The sequence below is a fragment of the Polaromonas sp. P3_B1 genome (assembly GCF_056402935.1).
Genome location: NZ_JBFUGK010000015.1, coordinates 79,806 through 100,179 on the forward strand (window position 1 = coordinate 79,806; position 20,374 = coordinate 100,179).

The 20,374-nt window shown below is 64.6% G+C and carries 18 protein-coding genes and 1 tRNA gene; 10 read left to right on the forward strand and 9 right to left on the reverse strand.

The window, feature by feature from the left end:
- Window position 1 precedes the first annotated feature (1 nt).
- Window positions 2-1,693, forward strand: a complete 1,692-nt coding sequence (locus tag AC1DXS_RS10890) for a ShlB/FhaC/HecB family hemolysin secretion/activation protein (RefSeq protein WP_477737524.1) — start codon at window positions 2-4, stop codon at window positions 1,691-1,693.
- A gap of 151 nt (window positions 1,694-1,844) precedes the next feature.
- Window positions 1,845-3,473, forward strand: coding sequence for a methyl-accepting chemotaxis protein (locus AC1DXS_RS10895; protein WP_477737525.1), 1,629 nt, complete (start codon window positions 1,845-1,847; stop codon window positions 3,471-3,473).
- A 12-nt stretch (window positions 3,474-3,485) separates the two neighbouring features.
- Here the strand turns inward: AC1DXS_RS10895 and AC1DXS_RS10900 are convergent, their stop codons facing one another.
- Together AC1DXS_RS10900 and AC1DXS_RS10905 are read right to left on the reverse strand one after the other, a co-directional pair.
- Complete coding sequence (locus AC1DXS_RS10900) at window positions 3,486-4,535, reverse strand: S1C family serine protease (RefSeq protein ID WP_477737526.1); 1,050 nt, start codon at window positions 4,533-4,535, stop codon at window positions 3,486-3,488.
- A gap of 202 nt (window positions 4,536-4,737) precedes the next feature.
- A tRNA-Leu gene (locus AC1DXS_RS10905) sits at window positions 4,738-4,822 on the reverse strand.
- Between the two features lie 39 nt (window positions 4,823-4,861).
- Here AC1DXS_RS10905 and cysM point away from each other — a divergent pair.
- The 3 genes from cysM (at window position 4,862) to AC1DXS_RS10920 (ending at window position 6,719) form a co-directional block, all read left to right on the forward strand.
- A complete protein-coding gene (cysM, locus tag AC1DXS_RS10910) occupies window positions 4,862-5,764 on the forward strand; it encodes a cysteine synthase CysM (RefSeq protein ID WP_477737527.1) in 903 nt (300 codons plus the stop codon).
- Window positions 5,765-5,850: 86 nt separating this feature from the next.
- Complete coding sequence (locus tag AC1DXS_RS10915; protein ID WP_477737528.1) at window positions 5,851-6,414, forward strand: NUDIX hydrolase; 564 nt, start codon at window positions 5,851-5,853, stop codon at window positions 6,412-6,414.
- Window positions 6,415-6,491: 77 nt separating this feature from the next.
- Window positions 6,492-6,719, forward strand: coding sequence for a sulfurtransferase TusA family protein (locus AC1DXS_RS10920; RefSeq protein ID WP_413329903.1), 228 nt, complete (start codon window positions 6,492-6,494; stop codon window positions 6,717-6,719).
- A gap of 42 nt (window positions 6,720-6,761) precedes the next feature.
- Here the strand turns inward: AC1DXS_RS10920 and galU are convergent, their stop codons facing one another.
- On the reverse strand, window positions 6,762-7,682 hold the full coding sequence (gene galU, locus AC1DXS_RS10925) for a UTP--glucose-1-phosphate uridylyltransferase GalU (protein WP_477737529.1): 921 nt from the start codon (window positions 7,680-7,682) through the stop codon (window positions 6,762-6,764).
- Between the two features lie 125 nt (window positions 7,683-7,807).
- Between galU and AC1DXS_RS10930 the strand changes: the two genes are divergently transcribed.
- Complete coding sequence (locus tag AC1DXS_RS10930) at window positions 7,808-8,821, forward strand: NAD(P)-dependent oxidoreductase (RefSeq protein WP_477737530.1); 1,014 nt, start codon at window positions 7,808-7,810, stop codon at window positions 8,819-8,821.
- Between the two features lie 66 nt (window positions 8,822-8,887).
- On the opposite strand, the gene AC1DXS_RS10935 is transcribed toward AC1DXS_RS10930, so the two are convergent.
- The 3 genes from AC1DXS_RS10935 to AC1DXS_RS10945 form a co-directional block, all read right to left on the reverse strand.
- Window positions 8,888-11,836 (reverse strand): valine--tRNA ligase, encoded by a 2,949-nt coding sequence (locus AC1DXS_RS10935; protein WP_477737531.1) that lies wholly within the window; start codon window positions 11,834-11,836, stop codon window positions 8,888-8,890.
- A 79-nt stretch (window positions 11,837-11,915) separates the two neighbouring features.
- A complete protein-coding gene (locus AC1DXS_RS10940) occupies window positions 11,916-12,131 on the reverse strand; it encodes a DUF2783 domain-containing protein (RefSeq protein ID WP_477737532.1) in 216 nt (71 codons plus the stop codon).
- Window positions 12,128-13,894, reverse strand: coding sequence for an FAD-dependent oxidoreductase (locus AC1DXS_RS10945; protein WP_477737533.1), 1,767 nt, complete (start codon window positions 13,892-13,894; stop codon window positions 12,128-12,130). Before AC1DXS_RS10945 ends, AC1DXS_RS10940 begins: the two co-directional genes overlap by 4 nt.
- Before the next feature lie 148 nt (window positions 13,895-14,042).
- Here AC1DXS_RS10945 and yaaA point away from each other — a divergent pair, with 148 nt between their 5' ends.
- The 4 genes from yaaA (at window position 14,043) to queF (ending at window position 17,705) form a co-directional block, all read left to right on the forward strand.
- Window positions 14,043-14,819 carry a peroxide stress protein YaaA gene (gene yaaA / locus AC1DXS_RS10950; protein WP_477737534.1) on the forward strand — a complete coding sequence of 259 codons (777 nt, stop codon included), beginning with the start codon at window positions 14,043-14,045 and terminating at the stop codon, window positions 14,817-14,819.
- A 21-nt stretch (window positions 14,820-14,840) separates the two neighbouring features.
- Entirely contained in the window at window positions 14,841-15,674 is an 834-nt protein-coding gene (locus AC1DXS_RS10955; RefSeq protein WP_477737535.1) for a 2OG-Fe(II) oxygenase, read from the forward strand.
- Window positions 15,675-15,839: 165 nt separating this feature from the next.
- The gene (locus AC1DXS_RS10960; protein WP_477737536.1) at window positions 15,840-16,739 is read left to right on the forward strand and encodes an alpha/beta fold hydrolase; all 900 of its coding nucleotides are present in this window, start codon (window positions 15,840-15,842) and stop codon (window positions 16,737-16,739) included.
- A gap of 138 nt (window positions 16,740-16,877) precedes the next feature.
- Complete coding sequence (gene queF, locus AC1DXS_RS10965) at window positions 16,878-17,705, forward strand: NADPH-dependent 7-cyano-7-deazaguanine reductase QueF (protein ID WP_477737537.1); 828 nt, start codon at window positions 16,878-16,880, stop codon at window positions 17,703-17,705.
- Between the two features lie 12 nt (window positions 17,706-17,717).
- Here queF and AC1DXS_RS10970 read toward each other — a convergent pair whose 3' ends face one another.
- Genes AC1DXS_RS10970 through AC1DXS_RS10980 form a run of 3 tightly spaced genes read right to left on the reverse strand, consistent with a single transcriptional unit; the run spans window position 17,718 to window position 20,299 of the window.
- Window positions 17,718-18,578, reverse strand: coding sequence for an enoyl-CoA hydratase-related protein (locus AC1DXS_RS10970; RefSeq protein WP_477737538.1), 861 nt, complete (start codon window positions 18,576-18,578; stop codon window positions 17,718-17,720).
- Window positions 18,579-18,603: 25 nt separating this feature from the next.
- Window positions 18,604-18,936, reverse strand: a complete 333-nt coding sequence (locus tag AC1DXS_RS10975; protein WP_477737539.1) for a hypothetical protein — start codon at window positions 18,934-18,936, stop codon at window positions 18,604-18,606.
- Between the two features lie 55 nt (window positions 18,937-18,991).
- Window positions 18,992-20,299, reverse strand: coding sequence for an aminotransferase class V-fold PLP-dependent enzyme (locus tag AC1DXS_RS10980; protein WP_477737540.1), 1,308 nt, complete (start codon window positions 20,297-20,299; stop codon window positions 18,992-18,994).
- Window positions 20,300-20,374: the final 75 nt, after the last annotated feature.

Below are 20,374 nucleotides of genomic sequence, written 5' to 3' on the forward strand. Positions count from 1 at the left end.
CATGAAATGCCACGCATCCGCGAAGTACGCAGCGCTGCTGCTGGCCGCCGCACCCCTGTTCACGGCCCATGCCGCCGATCCCCTGCCGGTTGATGCCGGTTCCATCCTGCAGCAGGTGCAGCCGCCGCGGTCTTTCGCACCGCTGCCTCGCGAGGATGGGCCAACCCTCAACAAGGAAGAGAACAACGCGACGCCGCCCCCGCGCCCCGCGGTGTCGGTGGACGTCACCTCGATCAAGATATTAGGCAACACCCTGGTCGATACCGAAACCCTGCACGGGCTGGTGGCCGATGCGGAAGGCAAACGCCTGACGCTGGACCAGCTCGACGAGATGGCCACGCGCATAGGCCGCTATTACCGCGGCCGCGGCCAGACTTTCGCGCGCGCCGTGGTGCCCGCGCAGGTGATCCAATCGGGTGTTGTACGCTTTCTGGTGATAGAGGCGCGCTACGGCAAAGTAGGCATCGACAACCAGACGCGTGTGAACGACATGCTGCTGCAGGCCACGGCGGCGCCGCTGCAAGGCGGCAAGCCTGTGGAGCAGGCCATGCTCGACAAGTCCCTGCTGCTGATGTCCGACATACCCGGCGTGCTGGTGCAGGCGACCCTGAGGCCCGGCGAAGCCATGGGAAGCTCGGACCTGAACATCCAGGTCAGCCCCGGCCCGGCGACCACCGGCAACCTGGTGCTGGACGGCTACGGCAACAGCTATACCGGAAGGGCGCGGCTGGGCGGTACGGTGTTTTTCAACAACCCCTTGCGGCGTGGCGATGTGTTGAGCCTGGGCGGGCTGAGCTCGGGGACCGGCGTGAACTACGCCCGCGTGAGCTATGAATCCTTGCTCAACGGCCAGGGCACCCGCGGCGGCGCCGCGTATTCTCTGCTCGACTACCAGATTGGTGGAAACCTGCGGGAACTGGGCGCGCATGGTTCGGCTGAAACCGAAAGCTTCTGGGGCAGGCACCCCCTGCTGCGAACGCAGGCGGCAAATGTGTACGGCCAGGTGCAGTACGACAGCGTGCAATTGCACGAACGCGTCGACATGGCCGCCATGAAGACGGACCGCAATCTCGGCAGCTGGACTTCAAGCCTGACCGGCGACTGGCGCGACACCTTGCTGTCCGGCGGCATCAACACCTGGAGCCTGTCATGGACCCGGGGCCGGGTCGGCTTTGATGTGCCCGAGGCGCAGCTGGCCGACGCGGCCGGCGCAAAAACGGAAGGCTGGTTCTCCAAGACCAACCTGAGCTTCACCCGTTTGCAGCGCTGGGGCGAAAAGGGCACGGTGTATTTTTCGTGGGCGGGGCAGTGGGCCAACAACAACCTCGACTCCTCGCAAAAGATGTCCGTAGGCGGGCCTTACTCCGTGCGTGCCTATGATGTGAGCGCGTTATCCGGCGATGCCGGCTACCGTGCAAGCATAGAGCTGCGCTACGACCTGGGAGCGGCCTCCGGCGGAAGGCTGCAGGCACTGGCGTTCTGGGACGGGGCCTACCTGAAAGTCAACCAGCGTCCCTGGGTGGCAGGCGCCAACAGCGCCACCTTCAGCGGCGCAGGCGTCGGCCTGGACTGGACCGGCTTCAACCAATGGCGGGCCCGGGCTTACCTGGCCTCACCGCTGGGGCCTGTGCCCGAGCTGGTCAAGGCGCCCGACGCCATGCGCGTCTGGACGGAGCTGGCTTACCGGTTCTGAGTCCTTTGCGGGGGACTCCCCTCCCAATTCGATGAAGTAAGCCCGGTTTTGCGCGCTGTTCAAACGCAACTTGCGCAGCCTTTCTTGGTACCGTGCATGAGCCAGGCCTCTCCCGCATCTTCAGACGGAAGCGGCTTGCGGGAGACACACCATGCAACTGGACAATTTAAAAGTCAGCACGCGCCTGGGCGCGGGCTTCGGACTGGTCTTGCTCTTGACGGGCTGCTTGATGGCGGTCGGCCTCAGCCAGCTGGCCGGCGCCGGCGCCTTCAGCCGCAATGTGAGCGGCGACGCCTGGTCCCGCGCCGGCGCGGCGGCGGCGCTGGGCACCTGGTCGCAATCCAACGCGCGTGCCATCCTTGAGCTGTCTTTGGCGAGCGATCCGGCGCAGGCCGCCGCCGCACGCAGGCAGCTCGCGGCAAGCGACAGCCACATCACCGATGCACTGGCAGTCCTGGAGGGCGGCGCCCCGCCACCCGAAGAAAAAACCTTGCTCAGCGGCGTGCGCAGCGCACAGGCCTCTTATGCGCAGGCGCTGGCCAAAGCGGCCAGGCAAATTGAAACGGGTGACCGCGACGGAGCCTTGCGCGCCTGGGCCGGGGAGGGCCGGGCCACGCTGGACCGCTTGCAGCAAGACTTGACTGCATTGAGCGAGATGCAGGCGCGGCAGGCCAAGGCCGGCGGCCAGACAGTAGAAGCCGGCATCGTATCGGCACAACGCTGGATGCTGGGCCTGGGGCTCGCGGCCCTGCTGGTGGGCATCGCCGTCACATGGCGGATAAGCCGCGGCATCGCGCAGCCGCTCAGTGAAGCCATCTACATCGCCGAGACCGTGGCCGCCGGCGACCTCAGCCAGGAGTTTTCCACTGAGCGCGGCGGCGATTTCGGCCGCCTGCTCGGCGCCCTCGGCGACATGGAAGACACGCTGACCGACCTGGTCAGCCGCATCAAGGCTTCGACCGATTCCATCACGCTCGCGTCCGGGGACATCGCGGCCGGCAACGCCGACCTGTCGCGCCGCACCGAAGAGCAAGCCGCTTCGCTGGAAGAAACCGTCTCCAGCATGGAAGAGCTGACCTCCACCGTCAGGCTCAACGCCGAGCATGCACGCTCGGCCAGCGGACTGGCGGCCACCGCCTCGGGCACGGCAGAGCGCGGTGGGGCTGTCGTGGCCCAGGTGGTCGACACCATGGCCGCCATCAGCGGCAGCTCCCGAAAAATCGTGGACATCATCGCCGTCATCGAAGGCATCGCCTTCCAGACCAACATCCTGGCGCTCAACGCGGCCGTGGAAGCCGCGCGCGCCGGCGAGCAGGGCCGCGGTTTTGCCGTAGTGGCCAGCGAGGTGCGCGGCCTCGCGCAGCGCAGCGCCGGAGCGGCGCGTGAGATCAAGGCGCTGATCGCGGACTCCGTCGCGCATGTGGAAAGCGGCTCCGAACTGGTCGCCCAGGCGGGCCGCACCATGCGGGACATCGTGCAGGCCGTCGGCCGCGTCAACAGCCTGCTGGAGCAGATCTCCGCCGCGTCGGCCGAGCAAAGCAACGGCATCGCGCATGTGAACCAGGCCATGGTGCTGATGGACAAGGCAACCCAGCAGAACGCCGCGTTGGTCGAGCAGGCCTCTGCGGCCGCGGCTTCGCTGGCCGAGCAGACCCTGCAGCTGCAGGCGGCGGTGGATGAGTTCAAGCTGGATGCCGAGCCTGAAGCCGCGCCATCGGCGGCGCTGCAGTTCCAGGCGATAGGCAGGGACCTGCACCGCACGGCGCCGGCTGCGGCCTAGCCTGGTTCAGGTTCAGATACCTGGCGGCTTTTTCAGCGTCAGCATGCGGTCCTGCCCGCGCAGCACAATGGTTTTTATCTCCGCGCCCTGCAGCACCGTGAGCCGGATTTCTGCGTCGGGCGCGGCGTGGTCCCAGAGCTTTTTGTAAAAAGCCTCCAGCGTCGCGACTTTCGCGTCGTCCACCGCCAGCACCACATCGCCCGGCGACAGCCCGGCCAGGTCCGCCGGGCTTTCCTTGCTCACGCGCTGTATCTGGATGCGCCCGCCCTGGTCGTTGGACGTAATGCCCAGCCACGGCCTGCGGCTCTTGGCGCTGTAACCCGAACGCTGCAGCTCCGCGAGGATGGGGCGCAGCAAATCCACCGGCACAAACATATTGCCCGGCAGGCGGCGGTTCTCATTGGTTGCATCCGACACGAACAGCGAGCCTATGCCTATCAGCTCGCCGCGCTGGTTGAAGAGCGGCGCGCCGCTGTGGTTGCCGCCGCTGGCCAGCACCGGCGGGCTGGTGAACAGGGCCGATTCAATGTGGTATTCCCAACTGCCTGAGAACGGACGCCGGCTGACCAGCCGCGTCATGCTCACGTCGCCATCATCATCGGGCTGCGGGCCGGTCACCGCCATCAGCGCCTCGCCCGGCTGCAGGTCGCGGCTGCTGCCCAAGGCGGCCACCGCCACATTGCGCAGCGGCAGCAGCGGGCGCAGCAAGCCGAAACCCGTGGCGAGGTCGTAGGCCACCGCGCGTGCCGGGAGCGTCCGGTTGTCCTGGGTCACGACCTCGATCTGCTCGGCTTCCAGCATCAGGTAGCCAATCGTCAGGATCAGCCCATCCTGGCTGATCAGCACACCCGAACCCGCGCGTCGCAGGCCCAGCGTCTCCGCGGAGCGAGCATCCTCCATCGCCGTGACCTTGACACCCACCACCGCCGCGGTGGCCCGGTTCAAAGCATCCATCATGGCCTGCGCCGCAGGCGGCGGCGCTGTGGCCGCGTGGGCTGTGCCCAGCAGCAAAGTGCTTGAGAGGAGGAGACAGAGCCAATGACGCAGATGCAGGGTGCACATGACGGACTCCAGACGCGGCGGGAGGGCGCGGAAAAGGAAGGGGCCGGCCGCGTTTGAAGAATGCGCCTTATTAAATGGCGTTGCAAGCGGCAGGGTCAAAAAATCCGGTGGAAAAAATGACAAGCTGGTGTTGCCCGCTGCCGTCGAGCAGAAAACAAAAAAGCCGTCCATGAACGAGGGTCATGAGACGGCTTTCGGGATGTGGTGCCCGGGGCCGGAATCGAACCGGCACGCCTTGCGGCGGGGGATTTTGAGTCCCCTGCGTCTACCAATTTCACCACCCGGGCTGGAATGAGCGAAGCCTCAAATTATGGCACAGTGTGGGCATGAACTATCCCACCATTGAAGACGCGATTGGCAAGACGCCTCTGGTCGCGCTGCAACGTATTTACGCCGCCGAGAACGCCGCACGCGGCAATGTGATCCTCGGCAAGCTGGAAGGCAACAATCCCGCCGGTTCGGTCAAAGACAGGCCGGCGCTCTCGATGATCAAGCGCGCCGAGGAGCGCGGCGACATCAAGCCGGGCGACACGCTGATCGAAGCCACTTCGGGCAATACGGGCATTGCCCTGGCCATGGCGGCCGCGATCAAGGGCTACAAGATGGTCCTGATCATGCCGGAGGACCTGAGCATTGAGCGGGCCCAGACCATGAAAGCCTTTGGCGCCGAATTGATCCTGACGCCCAAAAGCGCGGGCATTGAATACTCGCGCGACCTGGCCGACCAGATGCAGAAAGAGGGCAAGGGCCGGGTGCTGGACCAGTTCGCAAATGCCGACAATCCGCGCATCCATTACGAGACCACTGGACCCGAAATATGGACAGATACGTCAGGCAAGGTGACACATTTTGTCAGTGCCATGGGCACCACGGGCACGATTACCGGGGTTTCGCGCTACCTCAAAGAGAAAAATCCGGCCGTCAAGGTGATCGGCGCCCAACCCAGCGAGGGTTCGCGCATCCCAGGCATCCGCAAATGGCCGCAGGAATACCTGCCCAAGATTTACGACCCCCGCCAGGTGGATGAGCTGGTTCTGGTCAGTCAGGCCGATGCCGAGGACATGTGCCGGCGCCTGGCGCGCGAGGAAGGCATTTTTGCGGGGATTTCCGCCGCCGGCGCCTGCTGGGTGGCGCAGGAAATAGCGAAAACCGTGAAAAACGCGGTGATTGTGTTTGTGGTCTGCGACCGGGGCGACCGCTACCTGTCTACCGGCGTGTTTCCGGCTTGACGCCCAATCGACACGAGCCTGCTGCTATTGAAAAAATAGCGGCAGCCGCGTTTTCTTTCTTTTATTTTCCATTCTGATCCCCCACCATGACCCATGAATTCCGGTTTTGCCCGAACTGCGCGACGCCGCTGGCCATGGTGTCGCAGATGGAAGATGGCGGTGAAAAGGCGCGCCTGCGCTGCCCGGCCTGCGGATTCACCCACTGGAACAACCCCACGCCGGTGCTGGCCGCGGTGATTGAATACCACGGCCAGGTGCTGCTGGCGCGCAATGCGGCCTGGCCGGGCAAGATGTATGCGCTGATCACGGGCTTTATGGAAGCGGGCGAGACGCCGCAGGGCGGCATAGAGCGCGAAATCAAGGAAGAAACCAACCTGGAAACCAGCTCGCTGGACCTGATAGGCGTTTACGACTTCCAGCGCATGAACCAGGTGATCATTGCCTACCACGCGGTTTGCACCGGGGAGGTCAGCCTGTCGCCCGAGCTGGTGGATTACCGGCTTTACGACCTGGACAAGCTCAAATGCTGGCCCGCCGGCACCGGCTATGCGCTGGCCGACTGGCTGCGCACAAAGGGCCATGAACCCGAGTTTGTGGATTGGGCCACCGTGCTGAGCAAGGTCGAGCCGGAGGCGGGTAGCGGTGAATGAAGCCGAATGAGGCCGGGTATAACCGGGCAAAAGGGCCTTTGCGCTTTGCTTAAAATCGCGGCAACCCAAGGATTTTCATGAACATCGACAAAGAACTCGACACCCGCGGCCTGAATTGCCCGCTGCCTATCCTGAAAGCCAAAAAGGCACTGACGGAAATGATGAGCGGCCAGCTGCTGCGAGTGGTGTCCACCGATGCCGGCTCGACCCGGGATTTCCAGGCCTTTGCCAAGCAGACCGGCAACGAGCTGGTCGAACAGCAGGTCGCCGGCAGCGACTTTATCCACGTCTTGAAGCGGCGTTAAGGCGCTGTTGGGGGCGCCGCCAGGGCGCCGGCCACCCAGGTTTCAGGCCTGTTTGCGGCGTTCGCGGCCCGACCAGCCTATCTGCAGGTTGTCCAGGTAATTGCGGAAGTGCACGCCCACCTCGGGGTGCTGCAGCGCCAGCTCGACGGTGGCTTCCAGAAAACCTTCCTTGCTGCCGCAGTCATAGCGTTTGCCCTCGTACTGGAAGGCGTAAACGCTTTCCTTATCGAGCAGGCTTGATATCCCGTCGGTCAGCTGCAATTCGCCGCCTACACCGGCCTTCTGGCTGCGGATGTGCTCAAAAATCGCCGGCGTCAGGATGTAACGGCCGGCCACACCCATGCGTGAGGGGGCCACCTCGGGTGCCGGTTTCTCGACGATTTTCTTCACTTTCATGAGGCCCGCGCTGGCCGCGCCGTCGGTCTCGACGATGCCGTAGCGGCGGGTCTGGTCCTGGGGCACTTCCTGCACCGCCAGGATGGATTGCTGCAGTTCCCTGAATTGCTCCGCCATCTGGGCGAGCACCGGCTTGCCGCCCTTGGGGCCGACCATCAGGTCGTCAGCCAGCAGGACGGCGAAAGCCTCCTGGCCGACCAGGTGTTCGGCGCACAGCACGGCATGGCCCAGGCCCAGGGAGCGGGGCTGGCGCACATAGGAAAAATTCATGTCTTCGGGCTGGACGGAGCGCACCAGGTCCAGCAAAGCGTGCTTTTGAGCTACCTCCAGCTCGTTCTCGAGCTCGTAAGCAGTATCAAAGTGGTCCTCTATGGCCCGTTTATTGCGTCCTGTCACAAAAATCATGTGACGGATGCCTGCCGCGTAAGCCTCTTCCACCGCGTATTGGATCAGCGGCTTGTCGACGACGGGGAGCATTTCCTTGGGTTGGGCCTTGGTGGCCGGGAGAAACCGGGTGCCCAGGCCGGCAACCGGGAACACTGCTTTGTGTAATGTAAATTTTTGCATCGACTTTGATCGGGGAAAAGACTAGAGTGTTGCGTTGTTGATACATGACTCAGGTCGGACAAAGGCTCGACTTGACGTGGTCAAACCGCGCGAATTGCGGTCTGCGGGAAAAAAGGACTCACTGGGTGGACATCTTACTTCTTGACGCGCTGGTGCCCGAGGCTATGGCCTGGCTGGAGACGCGCCACAGTGTGGGCTACCACCCGGAGCTCGCCGACGACCTCACTTCGCTGCGCAAGATCGCCTACAAGACCAAGGGTATTGTGTTTCCGCGCCAGACCGTGGTGACACGCGACTTCCTCGACTTCCTGCCCAAACTCAAGGCTGTGGGCCGCCTGCATGTGGGCACCGACAACACCGACCTCGAAGCCTGCAAGGAGCGCGACATCAAGGTCGTGCACGCCAGCAGCGCCAATGTGCGCTCCAATGCGGAGTACCTGCTGAGCAGCTTGCTGTTGCTGTACCGCCGCGGCCTGGTCTCGGCCCTGATGGGGCGCCGCCACCCCACCACGCAAATGGGCCGCGAGCTGCACGGCAGCACCGTCGGCATCCTGGGCCTGGCGCCCACGGCGCACACGCTGGCCGGCATGCTGAGCGGCCTGGGCGTGCGCCTTATCGGCTACGACCCTGCCGTGCACCACACGGCGYCCATCTGGGAGCGCCTGCGCATACAGCCGGTGTCCCTGTCCGAACTCGTCAGCCAGGCCGATGCGGTGTCGGTGCAGATGCTTTACGCCACGCGGTTTCGCGGTTTTGTGAATGAAAAACTGCTGGCCGCCTGCAGGCGCAACCAGCTGTGGGTGGGCATCAGCCGCAGCGAGCTGTTTGATGAAACCGCGCTAGCCGCAGCGCTGTGCGACGGCCGCATCGAAGCCTGCATTCTCGACGGCGCTGAAGCCAGCTTCCTGGGCGACAGCTCGCCGCTCAAAGGCCTCAAGAACCTCTTCGTCACGCCGCGCCTGGGCTCGCACACACGCGAGGCGCGCCTGCGCTCGAGCTGGTATGTGGCGCACCGCATGCATGAAGCCATCAGCACGCAGCACAGCGGGATGGACCAGTTGCCGAGTGCGCCCATGGACCTGGAGATGCCGGGGAGCGTTCCGCCCTCGCAATGGTCAGAGCCCGAAACCGTCCGCTGACGACGGGACACCCGCTGATAAAAAAAGCCCCGGTAAGCGGGGCTTTTTTGTGGGCGGCGTTCGCGCTTATTTAAGCCGTGCCAGCTGCTCGCGGATTTTGGCCAGGGCCGCCTGGTTATCGGCCAGGCGCTTGCGTTCCTGTTCCAGCACGGCCGGGGGAACCTTGCTGACGAAGGCTTCATTGGCGAGCTTGGTCTCGGACTTGGCGATCTCTCCCGTCAGGCGAGCCTCTTCCTTTTGCAGGCGAATCTTTTCCGCCGCCAGATCGACTTCCATGTACAGGCACAGGCGCGCTTCGCCGACGATGGCCACCGGCGCGGACTGTGCCGCAGCAACCCATTCGGCTTCGCTCTCAAACACCTTCACCTCGCTGAGCTTGGCCAGCGACTTGAGCACGGGCGCCACGCTGTTCATGAAGGCGCTGTCGCCCAGCACGAACAGCGGCAGGCGCGTGGCCGGCGAGACCTTCATCTCGCCGCGCAGGTTGCGGCAGGCGTCCACCAGGGTCTTGAGCTTGGCGACATGGGCCTCGGCCTTTTCGTCGATCTTCTCGGGCTGGCTTTGCGGGTAGGGCGCGGCCCCTATGAACTTGCCGCCCTTGCCGGCGATGGGGGCCACGGTCTGCCACAGCTCTTCGGTGATGAAAGGAATCACCGGGTGCGCCAGTCGCAGTATGGCTTCTAGCAGGCGTATCAGCGTGCGGCGCGTGGCGCGCTTTTGCGCGTCGTTGCCGGTCTGTATCTGCACCTTGGCGATTTCCAGGTACCAGTCGCAGAACTCGTCCCAGACAAACTGGTAGATGCTGCCGGCCACGTTGTCGAGGCGGTAGTCGGCAAAGCCCTTGGCCACGTCGGCTTCCACGCGCTGCATGGTCGATGAAATCCAGCGGTCGGCCTGCGAAAAGCTCAGGTAGCCGTGGAACTCACCGCCGGGCGCGCACTGTTCTTTCGTGTGTTCCTCGAGGCCGCAGTCCTGGCCCTCGCAGTTCATCAGCGTGAAGCGTGTGGCGTTCCAGAGCTTGTTGCAGAAGTTGCGGTAGCCTTCGCAGCGCTTGCTGTCGAAGTTGATGCTGCGGCCCAGGCTGGCCAGCGAGGCGAAGGTAAAACGCAGCGCATCGGCGCCGTAGCCCGGAATGCCGGCGGGGAATTCCTTTTCGGTGTTCTTGCGCACCTGCGGCGCGGTCTCGGGCTTGCGCAGGCCTTGCGAGCGTTTTTCGAGCAGGGGCGCCAGTTCAATGCCGTCGATCAAATCGACCGGGTCCAGCACATTGCCTTCGGACTTGCTCATCTTCTTGCCCTGGGCGTCCTTCACCAGGCCGTGGATGTACACGTCCTTGAAAGGCACCTGGCCGGTGAAGTGCGTGGTCATCATGATCATGCGGGCGACCCAGAAGAAGATGATGTCGTAGCCGGTGACCAGCACGCTCGACGGCAGGAAGAGCGACAGTTCTTTTGTCTTCTCGGGCCAGCCCAATGACGAGAAAGGCACCAGCGCCGACGAGTACCAGGTGTCCAGCACGTCTTCGTCGCGCGTGAGCTTTTTGCCGGGCGCCTGCTTCTGCGCCTCTTCCTCGCTGGTGGCGACATAGACCTTGCCGTCTTCGTCGTACCAGGCCGGGATCTGGTGGCCCCACCAAAGCTGGCGCGAGATGCACCAGTCCTGGATGTTGTTCATCCACTGGTTGTAGGTGTTGACCCACTGCTCGGGCACAAACTTCACTTCGCCGCTGCTCACGGCATCGCGCGCTTTCTGCGCAATCGACTTGCCGGTCGGGTCCTGCTCGCTGACCTTGCTGAGCGCCACAAACCACTGGTCGGTCAGCATGGGCTCGACCACCGCGCCGGTGCGCGCGCAGACCGGCACCATGTTTTTATGCGGCACGGCTTTTTCGAGGAAGCCTTGTTCCTCAAGGTCTTTCAGCACGGCCTTGCGGCAGTCGTAGCGGTCCAGGCCCTGGTATTGCGCGGGGCCGTTTTCATTGATCTTCGCGTCCAGCGTGAAGATGGTGATCAGCGGCAGGTCGTGGCGCAGGGCCACCTGGTAGTCGTTGAAGTCGTGCGCGCCGGTGATCTTTACCACGCCGCTGCCGAAAGCCGGGTCCACATAGTCGTCGGTGATCACCGGGATCTTGCGGTCGCACAGCGGCAGGTCGACCATCTTGCCGACCAGGTGTTTGTAGCGCTCGTCGTCCGGGTGCACCGCCAGCGCGCCGTCGGCCAGCATGGTTTCGGGCCGGGTGGTGGCGATGTGCATGCCGCGCAGCGGCGTGCCATCGGCGGCTTTTTGCGGACCGTCGCTGAACGGGTACTCGATGTGCCACATGAAGCTGTCGCGCTCTTCATTCTCGACTTCCAGGTCGGAGACGGCGGACTTGAGAATCGGGTCCCAGTTCACCAGGCGCTTGCCGCGGTAGATCAGGCCCTGCTCATAGAGCTGCACAAAGGTCGAGGTGACCACCGTGGACATCTTGGGGTCCATGGTGAAGTACTCGTGCTTCCAGGCTACCGAGTCGCCCATGCGGCGCATCTGGCGCGTGATGGTGGTGCCGGACTCTTCCTTCCATTCCCAGACCTTGGCGACGAAATTCTTGCGGCCCAGGTCGTGGCGGCTTTTGCCTTCGCCTTGCAGCTTGCGTTCCACCACGATCTGCGTGGCGATGCCGGCGTGGTCGGTGCCCGGCACCCACAGCGTGTTGTGGCCGCGCATGCGGTGGTAACGCGTGAGCGAATCCATGATGGTCTGGTTGAAGGCATGGCCCATGTGCAACGTGCCCGTCACATTGGGCGGCGGCAGCTGGATGGAGAACGAGGGCTTGGCCCTGTCCAGCGTGGGTTCGTACTGGCCGCTTTTCTCCCACTCGGGGCCCCAGCGGCTTTCAATGGCGGCCGGCTCGAAGGATTTGGCCAGGCTGTCCAGCCCCGGTGTGGGGACTTTGACGGCCTCCGCGGCGGGGGTGGCGGTATTGGCAGGGGCGGGGGCGGCAGCGTTGGTCATGGGGGCAATGAAAAACGGCATCGAGGGGATGCCGCCTTGGGGTTGGGGAAAACTGCCCTGATTTTATTCGACTGGGCGGCCCAGGGCCGTGTTGGCCCGTCTATACCGGCGGGAGCGCGGTCTTTGCGGCCGCCGCCACGCAGGCCCGCAGCACTGCCGTGTCGCCCAGCTGGTTGGCCATCAGCAGGATCAGCCGGGCATTGAGCAGCTCGGATTCCTCGCGGCTCAGGCCTTGGTGGGCGTCCAGCAGGCACTCGTAAAAGGCGTCGGCGTCCTGGAAATGCAGGCGCGTGCTCAGAGGGCTGTTGGTTTTCATGGGTTTTCCTTTCCGCTGGGGCCGGCGCCCAGCGCGGCGGCCACCGCGTGGACCAGCGAGGCGTCCACGCTCTCGCCGGTGGCGGCCACATGGCCGTCGGGCCGCAGCAGCGCCCAGGCATGGCCGAAGACGTGGCAGGTCGCCTGCAGGTGGCCGTGCTCGTCGATGACGTGTTCCACTGCCGCGGCCTTCTCGCCCGGGCCCACCACCTGCACGCAGCGCAGGCCGGCTTCCACCGACAGCGCCGCCAGGCGCGCCAGCGCGGCGGCGGAAACATCGCCAAAGGTCAGCAGCAGCAAACGGCCGTGGGCCCAGGCCAGCAGGTCCAGCAACTCACCGGGGCGGCCATCGGCCCAGGCAAACCCCACGTTTTGCGTCGCGCGCCCGCCGGAAGGGCCGCAACTGCCCGAACGCGTGTAGTGGTTGGGCGTGGACATGCGGCCGGTGTTGACGAGCTGGCGCGCGAACACGTGCTCACGCGCCAGGCCCAGCGCCGCAGTGCGAAACAGCCGCTCGGCGCCGTCGGCCGGCCGCAGAAAGCGCGCCGTGCGGTTGGTGACCAACACGTTGTGCGTGGCCGCCTCGTGGCGTTCGTGGTGGTAGCTGTCCAGCAGGGAGGGCGCTGCCCGGCCCTGCAGCACGGCGGCCAGCTTCCAGGCCAGGTTGTCGGCATCCTGCACGCCCGAATTGCCGCCGCGTGCGCCAAAGGGGCTCATCACATGGGCCGCGTCGCCGGCGAAGAACACGCGGCCGTGGCGCAGGCTGTCCAGGCATTCGCTGCGGTAGGCATAGGGACCGACCCAGACGATCTCATAGTCGCTGTCGTCCAGCAGCCGGCCCGACTGGCTTTTGAACTGCGCTTTCAGGCGGGAGCGCACCACGTCCTCGCGACTGACTTCTTCCGGTTTCGCATGCGGCGGCATCTGGTAGTCAATGCGCCAGACGCCGTCGGCCATCAGGTGCTGCCAGACGGCGCGGCCTTCGTTAAAGGGCGCCTCTATCCAGGTGTGGCGCTCGACCGGCGGAGGATTTTTAAAACGCACGTCGGCAATGCACCAGCGGTCATCGCCCTGCTGCGCCGTTACCGTGGCGCCGCACCAGGCACGAAACGGGCTGCGCGAGCCGCTGCAGTCGATGACGTGTTCGGCTTCCAGGGTGTAGGCGCCGGCCGGCGTTTCGAGTTGCAGCGTTGCAAAGTCCGCGTTCTGCTCAAAGCCGGTGACGCGGTGGCTCCAGCGGATATCGACCAGGCGGTCTTCGGGCGCGGGGCTGTACAACTGCTCGACTAAAAAGCCCTCGACATAAAACTGCTGGATGTTGATAAACGGCGGCTGGCGGCTCAGCGAATGGGTTTGCTGCTGGCGCAGGTCAAAAGCGTAGACCTCGTCCTTGCCCGCAAAGGTGCGGCCCACGCTCCATTGCACGCCCTTGGCCGCGATGCGTTCGTAAATACCGAGGCGCTTGAAGATTTCCAGGCTTTTTTGCGCGTAGCAGATGCCGCGCGAGGACGCGCCCTTGACGCCCACGGTGTTGTCCTCATCCAGCAGCACGGCCTTGATGCCGTAGTGCGCCAGCGCGCAGGCCAGCGTCAGGCCAGTGATGCCGCCGCCCACAATGGCGATCGCGTGGCGCTTGACCTCGCCCGTGCGCAGCTCCGGCGGCTCCATGAAAGGGTATTCAGGCAGGGTATAGCCCCGGCCCTCGGCAAATTCATAGCCGTTGGTGAAGGCGGCGGCCAGCGCGGCGGGGGAGGTCTCCGGCATGGGATGTCTTGCGGGGTTGTTTACCTATACGTAATCAATTTACCATAACGTAATTTTGACGTGTTCCTGTGCCCGCCAATTCATGCGATGGGCGCGTGCAACCCGCCTGTCGTAAAGTGGGGGTTTCGCTTTCCCAACAACTCCAAGCATGCTGTTCCTTATCTCGCCGGCCAAGTCGCTGGACTACGACACGCCGCCGCACGTCCCCACCCACACCCAGCCTTTGTTCACGCGCCAGTCGGCCCAATTGATAGACGTGCTCAAAACCAAAACCCCGCAGCAGATCAGCACGCTGATGAAGCTGTCGGACGCACTGGCGGGCCTGAATGTTGCGCGCTACCAGGCTTGGTCGCCCAAATTCACCGCCAAAAACTCCAAGCAGGCCGCGCTCGCCTTTGACGGCGATGTGTATGGAGGTCTGGCTGCCAAAACCCTGAGTCCCGCGCAACTCGACTGGGCGCAAGAGCATGTCTGCATCCTGAGCGGCCTGTATGGCGTGCTGCGGCCGTTGGACCGCATGCAGCCCTACCGGCTTGAAATGGGCACGGCACTGGCCACGCCTCAGGGTAAAAACCTCTACCAGTTCTGGGGCTCGCAAATTTCCGATTACCTCAATGAACGCGCCGCCGCCGACACCACGCCCGTGGTCATCAACCTGGCCAGCGAGGAGTACTTCAAGGCCGTGGACCGCAAAGTGCTCAAGGCGCGCGTGGTGAGCTGCGTGTTCGAGGAGTTCAAGGGCGGCAAGTACAAAATCATCAGCTTTAACGCCAAGCGCGCGCGCGGCCTCATGCTGCGCTACGCCATCGAGAAAAAAATCGCCACGGTCAAAAAGCTTGAAAGCTTTGACGCCGAGGGTTACCGCTTTGACCCCAAGGCTTCGGAACCTGATCGGCTGGTGTTCCGGCGCAAACAGGCCGCTTGAGGCCCATCTTCCCAACCCGCCATGCAAACCCAGGCCATCACGCGCGAGATGCAGGACTGGGTGGTGCAGCAACTTGCGGCCGGACACGGGCAGCACGAAGTTTTCCAGGCTTTGCTTGACGCCGGCTGGCATGCGGCCGCCGCCAACCGTGCTTTGGGCCTGCGGGCCGCCGGCGCGGCAGCGGTGCCGCAACCCGCGCAGGCTGTGCCCCGTGTCCTGGCCGACGCCTCCGGCACCATGGTGGATGCCGGCGACAAGTGGGTGACGGTGCGCGAACACCGCAGTGCGCCCGAGCTCTGGGTCTTCGGCAACCTGCTCAGCGCGGCCGAATGCGAGGCGCTTATCGCCTCGGCTGAACCGCGCATGGAGCGCTCGCTGACTGTGGACATACGCACCGGGGGCGAAGAACTGAACCAGGACCGCACCAGCCACGGCATGTTTTACACGCGCGGCGAGAACGAGGTGGTGCGCCGCATCGAAAGCCGTATCGCCAGGCTGCTGGACTGGCCGCTGCAAAACGGCGAAGGCCTGCAGGTGCTGCGCTACCGGCGCGGCGCCGAATACAAACCGCATTACGACTACTTCGACCCCGGTGAGCCCGGCACCGCGGCCATACTGCGGCGCGGCGGCCAGCGCGTGGCCAGCCTCATCATGTATTTGCGCGAGCCCGAAGAAGGCGGTGCCACGGTGTTTCCCGACATAGGCCTGCGCGTGCGGCCGCAGCAGGGCAGTGCGGTGTTTTTCAGTTACGCGCTGGCGCATCCCACCAGTCTGACGCTGCATGGCGGCGAGCCGGTGAAATCAGGTGAGAAGTGGATTGCCACCAAGTGGCTTCGGGAACGTGAGTTCACGTAACACCCCCGTCCAGGCTCACTGCGTGTAGCCTGTTCCCCCCTCAAGGGGGCGGCGCCTGCGGCCTGGCAAAGCCAGTTCCGCGGCCCCTGCTGGAGGGTATGTGTGCGTGACGCTTGGGCGACGTGGTGATGGAGGCGTTTAGGGCGGTGAAGACCATAATGCCTCATGAAGATAAAAGCCAACAACATCGATATCGAAATCGAAGACACCCACCCCGGCGACACCACAGGCCGGCCTGTGGTGCTGCTCATCATGGGCCTGGGCATGCAGCTGATCGCCTGGCCGCCGGCCATGGTGCAGGCGATTGCCGATGCGGGTTTTCGGGTGCTGCGCCTGGACAATCGCGACATCGGCCTGTCCCAGCACTTCGACCACCTTGGCGCGCCCAACCTGTTCTGGGAGGGCCTGAAATTCCGCCTGGGCTGGCGCATACGCCCGCCCTACAGCCTGCAAGACATGGCGGCCGATACGCTGGGTGTGCTCGATGCATTGCAGATTTCCAAAGCGCATGTGGTGGGCGTCAGCATGGGCGGCATGGTCGCGCAGCGCCTGGCGGTGCTTGCGCCTTCGCGGCTGCTGAGCCTTACCAGCATCATGAGTTCGAGCGGCGCGCGCGGCCTGCCTGAAGCCAGCCCGGCCGTCACCCGCGTGCTGCTGAGCCGGCCCGCCGGCAAGGGCGTGCAGGCGGCCGTGGACCACACCGTCAAGCTGCTCAAGGCCATAGGCAGCCCCGGCTTTCCAACGCCCGAGGCGGAGCTGCGCGAGAAAATGATGGCCGCGGCACAGCGCAGCTTTCACCCGCAGGGCCTTGTGCGCCAGATGGTGGCCATTGCCGCCGACAGCTCGCGCGCCGCGGCGCTGGCCCAGGTAAAGGCGCCCACGCTGGTGGTGCACGGCCGTGCCGACCCGCTGGTCCCCATGGCCTGCGGCCAGGACACGGCCAGGCGCATACCCGGTGCGCGCTTTGAAAGCATCGAAGGCATGGGTCATGATTTGCCGCCCGGTGTGGTGGACAGGTTGCTCGCGCTCCTGATTCCGCACTTCAAAGCCACAGCCGCTACATAGCGGGCAATCCCTTTCTCCTTCCTCCGCTGGGGGAAGGCGCAATACCCGATGGCAGCGTCCGGGCCGCTGGCCTTTGCGGCCTTGGGGTCTGGGCGGGTGAATTACCGGCAGCCTGCGCCTAGCTGCGAAAATGGGGTGATGAACACCCCAGAACAATCCCAGCTCGGCAAGCAGTCGGCCTATATTGACCAGTACGACGCCTCGCTGCTGTTTCCCATCCCGCGCGAGGGCAAACGCGCCGAAATCGGCGTCACCGGCACGCCGCCTTTTTTCGGCGCCGACTTGTGGACGGCGTTTGAGCTGAGCTGGCTCAACCTGCGCGGCAAGCCCCAGGTGGCGCTGGCGCACATCACCGTGCCCTGCGAGTCGCCCAACATCGTCGAGAGCAAGTCCTTCAAGCTCTACCTCAACAGCTTTAACAACACGCGCTTTGCCGATGCGCGCGATGTGCGCGAACGCATACGCGCCGACCTCAACGCCGTCGTCGGCACCGGCGTGGGCATCAAGACCCTGGGCCCCGAACTGTTCGACCGCGAGCCTGTGCACGAGCTTGACGGCCTGAACCTGGACCGGCTGGACGTGGAGTGCATCCACTACCAGCCCGCGCCCGAATTGCTGTTCGCCGAGTTCGACGAGCCGCCCGTGGAGGAGACCCTGACCAGCAACCTGCTCAAAAGCAACTGCCTGGTCACCGGCCAGCCCGACTGGGGCAGCGTGCAGATCCGCTACGCCGGCCCGCAGATTAACCAGGAAGGCCTGCTGCAATACCTGGTGAGTTTTCGCAACCACAACGAGTTCCACGAGCAGTGCGTGGAGCGCATCTTCATGGACATCTGGACGCGCTGCAAGCCGCTCAAGCTTTCGGTCTATGCGCGCTACACAAGGCGGGGCGGTTTGGACATCAACCCATTTCGGACCAGCCATCCGCAGGCGCTGCCGTCCAGCGTGCGCACCGCGCGGCAGTAAAAATTTCCGCGTTTACTGCCCGAACTCGCTGAAGTTCTTCAGCGGCGCCAAGCCCGGGAACTGCCCCGCGCGTTTTTCCTTCATGGCCGTCACGGACTCGCGCACGTGCGCGTTGCTCCAGATCGCGCCCTGCAGCCAGCCCATTTGTTTGAGCGCGTCGTCCACCGAATGGTCGCGCGCATAGTGCACCGCCTGTTTGGTGCCCCAGACCGCCACCGGCGGCTTGGCGGCGATTTCGTTCGCGCACTGCATCGYGGCCGCCAGCATGGCCTCGGCTGAATCAAACACCTCGTTGACCAGGCCGTAGCCCAGCGCCTTGGCCGCCGGCAAGCGGCGCCCGGTGTAGGCCAGCTCCTTGACGACGGCCAGCGGCAGCAGTTTGGGCAGGCGCTGCAGCGTGCCCACGTCGGCCACCATGCCGATGTTGATTTCCTGGATGCAGAAAAACGCATCGGCCGTGGCATAACGCAGGCAGCAGGCCGTCACCATGTCGACCGCGCCGCCTATGCAGCCGCCCTGGATGGCCGCGATCACCGGGATGCGCAGGGTCTCAAGCTTGGTGAAGGTGGACTGCATGTCGGTGAGCAGGTCGAAGATGGCGGCGCGGCCTTCGGGGCTGCGGTCGTCCAGGGCAATGCCGCTGCCAAAAGTTTCCAGCGCCATGCCGGCGCTGAAGTGTTTGCCGGTGCTCGAGATCACCAGCACACGCGCCTCGCCGGATTTATGGATGTGCGTGAGCGCGGCGTCCAGCTCGCGCCAGAACAGCGGGTGCATGGTGTTCATCGCCTCGGGGCGGTTGAGCACCAGGTGGGCGATGTGATTGCTGGTGTTGAGGGTGAAGCAGGTGAGGGTGGGTGGGGTGGAGGTGTTCATGGTCCCCACTCTAAGTGAGGCCAACTCAGGCTACAAGCTCCAGCCAGTCACACCTGAGACGCCGCGCCAGGTGCGCCCGCGCCCTGGCATACACATACAGCCGCGGCGCCAGGATGCCCAGGAAGCACAACGGGTAAGCCCATTCCGCTTCAAACGCGTAGGCCGGCAGCCAGCCCGTCCAGCCCATGAGCCAGACCGTCAGCACCGCTTCCCAGATCTGGCATTCGAGGGGGTGCGCCCCCCGCTGCGCCTCACGCCAATCCTTCACACGCTGCAGTTGATCCAGCGTGATGTGGTGCCAGTACCGCGACCGGACCGATGTTGAAGACGGGTTGGAAGGATCAGAGGGGTCAAACATAAAGCCTCCGTGCGAGGCTTCAATGTAAGTTTCGTGAAAGCTTCTGTCAACGGCCTCAGGCCGTGCTCAGGGCCTTCAAGGCGGAAACCAGGCGGTCCAGGTCGGCCTCGGTGGTGTAGAGCGCCGGCGACACGCGTATGCAGGGCCCTTTGGCCACGCCGGTGCGGCGCACCGTCAGCACGCCGTAGCTGTCGCGCAGCTGCGCCACCAGCGCCTTGTAGTCGTCCGGCGTGGTCCGGCCGGCCAGGCGGAAAGAGGTGATGCCCGCGGCCATGCCGGGCTGGTCCGGTGTCAGGATGTCCACGCCCTTCAATTCACGGGCACGGCTGACCCAGTAGTCGCGCAGGTAGCGCAGGCGAACTTCCTTGGCCTTGGGGCCGATTTCCGCATGCAGGGCCAGCGCCCTGGGCAAGGTCAGCACGGCCGCGAAATTGGAGGTGCCGCTGTGCACGCGCGAGCGGATGTCATCGGCCGGCCAGTCCTCGTCGGCCATCGCGCGGTCTATGTCGGGAAGGCGCCCTTTGGCGATATACATAAAGCCCAGGCCGACGGGCGCGCCTATCCATTTGTGCAGGTTAAAGCCCACGAAGTCCACGCCCAGGTCCGCGACCTTGAAGTCGATCTGGCCCCAGGAGTGCGCCGCATCCAGCACCACGTCCACGCCGCGGGCCCTGGCCATGGCGGCGATCTCGGCCACGGGCATCACCAGCCCGGTGCGGTGGCTCACATGCGTGAGCAGCAGCAACTTCGTCTTCGGGTTGTTCGCCAGGGCTTCGCGGTAGGCCTGCAGCACGGCTTCGCGGGTGGCGGGCTCGGGGATGTTGAACTTCACCACGTCTACCCCGCGCCTGTCCTTGAGCCAGTTCATCGCGTACTGCATGGAGTCGTAGTCGAGGTCGCTAAACAGCACGCTGTCGCCGGGGCTGAGCTTGTTGTAGCCGCCTATCAGCAACTGCAGGGCCTCAGTGGCGCCGCGCGTGAAAGCAATTTCGCCCGGCGTGGTGCCCACGGCAGAAGCCAGCAGCTTGCGGGCCTCGCCCGCGTCGCCGTCGAACTGCGAACGCGCGTAGTAGGAGTTCTCGCGGTTCACCATGTCGGTCTTGGCCTGGTACTCGCTGCGCACCGGGTCGGCCATGATGCCCCAGTAGCCGTTTTCCAGGTTCACCGTTTTGGGTGTCACGGTGTAGAGCGAACGCACGGCCGCCCAGTAGCCACGGTCGGTGGCGATGGCCTGCGCCTCGCCCGCGGGCAGGGGCGGCAGGCTACGCGCGGCGGCTTGGGTTGGGGTCTGGGCCTTGACGGCGGTGATCGAAGCGGTGGCCATAAGGCCCATGACAAAACCGCGGCGATTGGCATGCAGCATGAGACGTATCCTGACTTGCGAGTGATTGATGCCAGCGGTTGTATCCGCCGGACATGTCAGGCATGTGTCGTCATG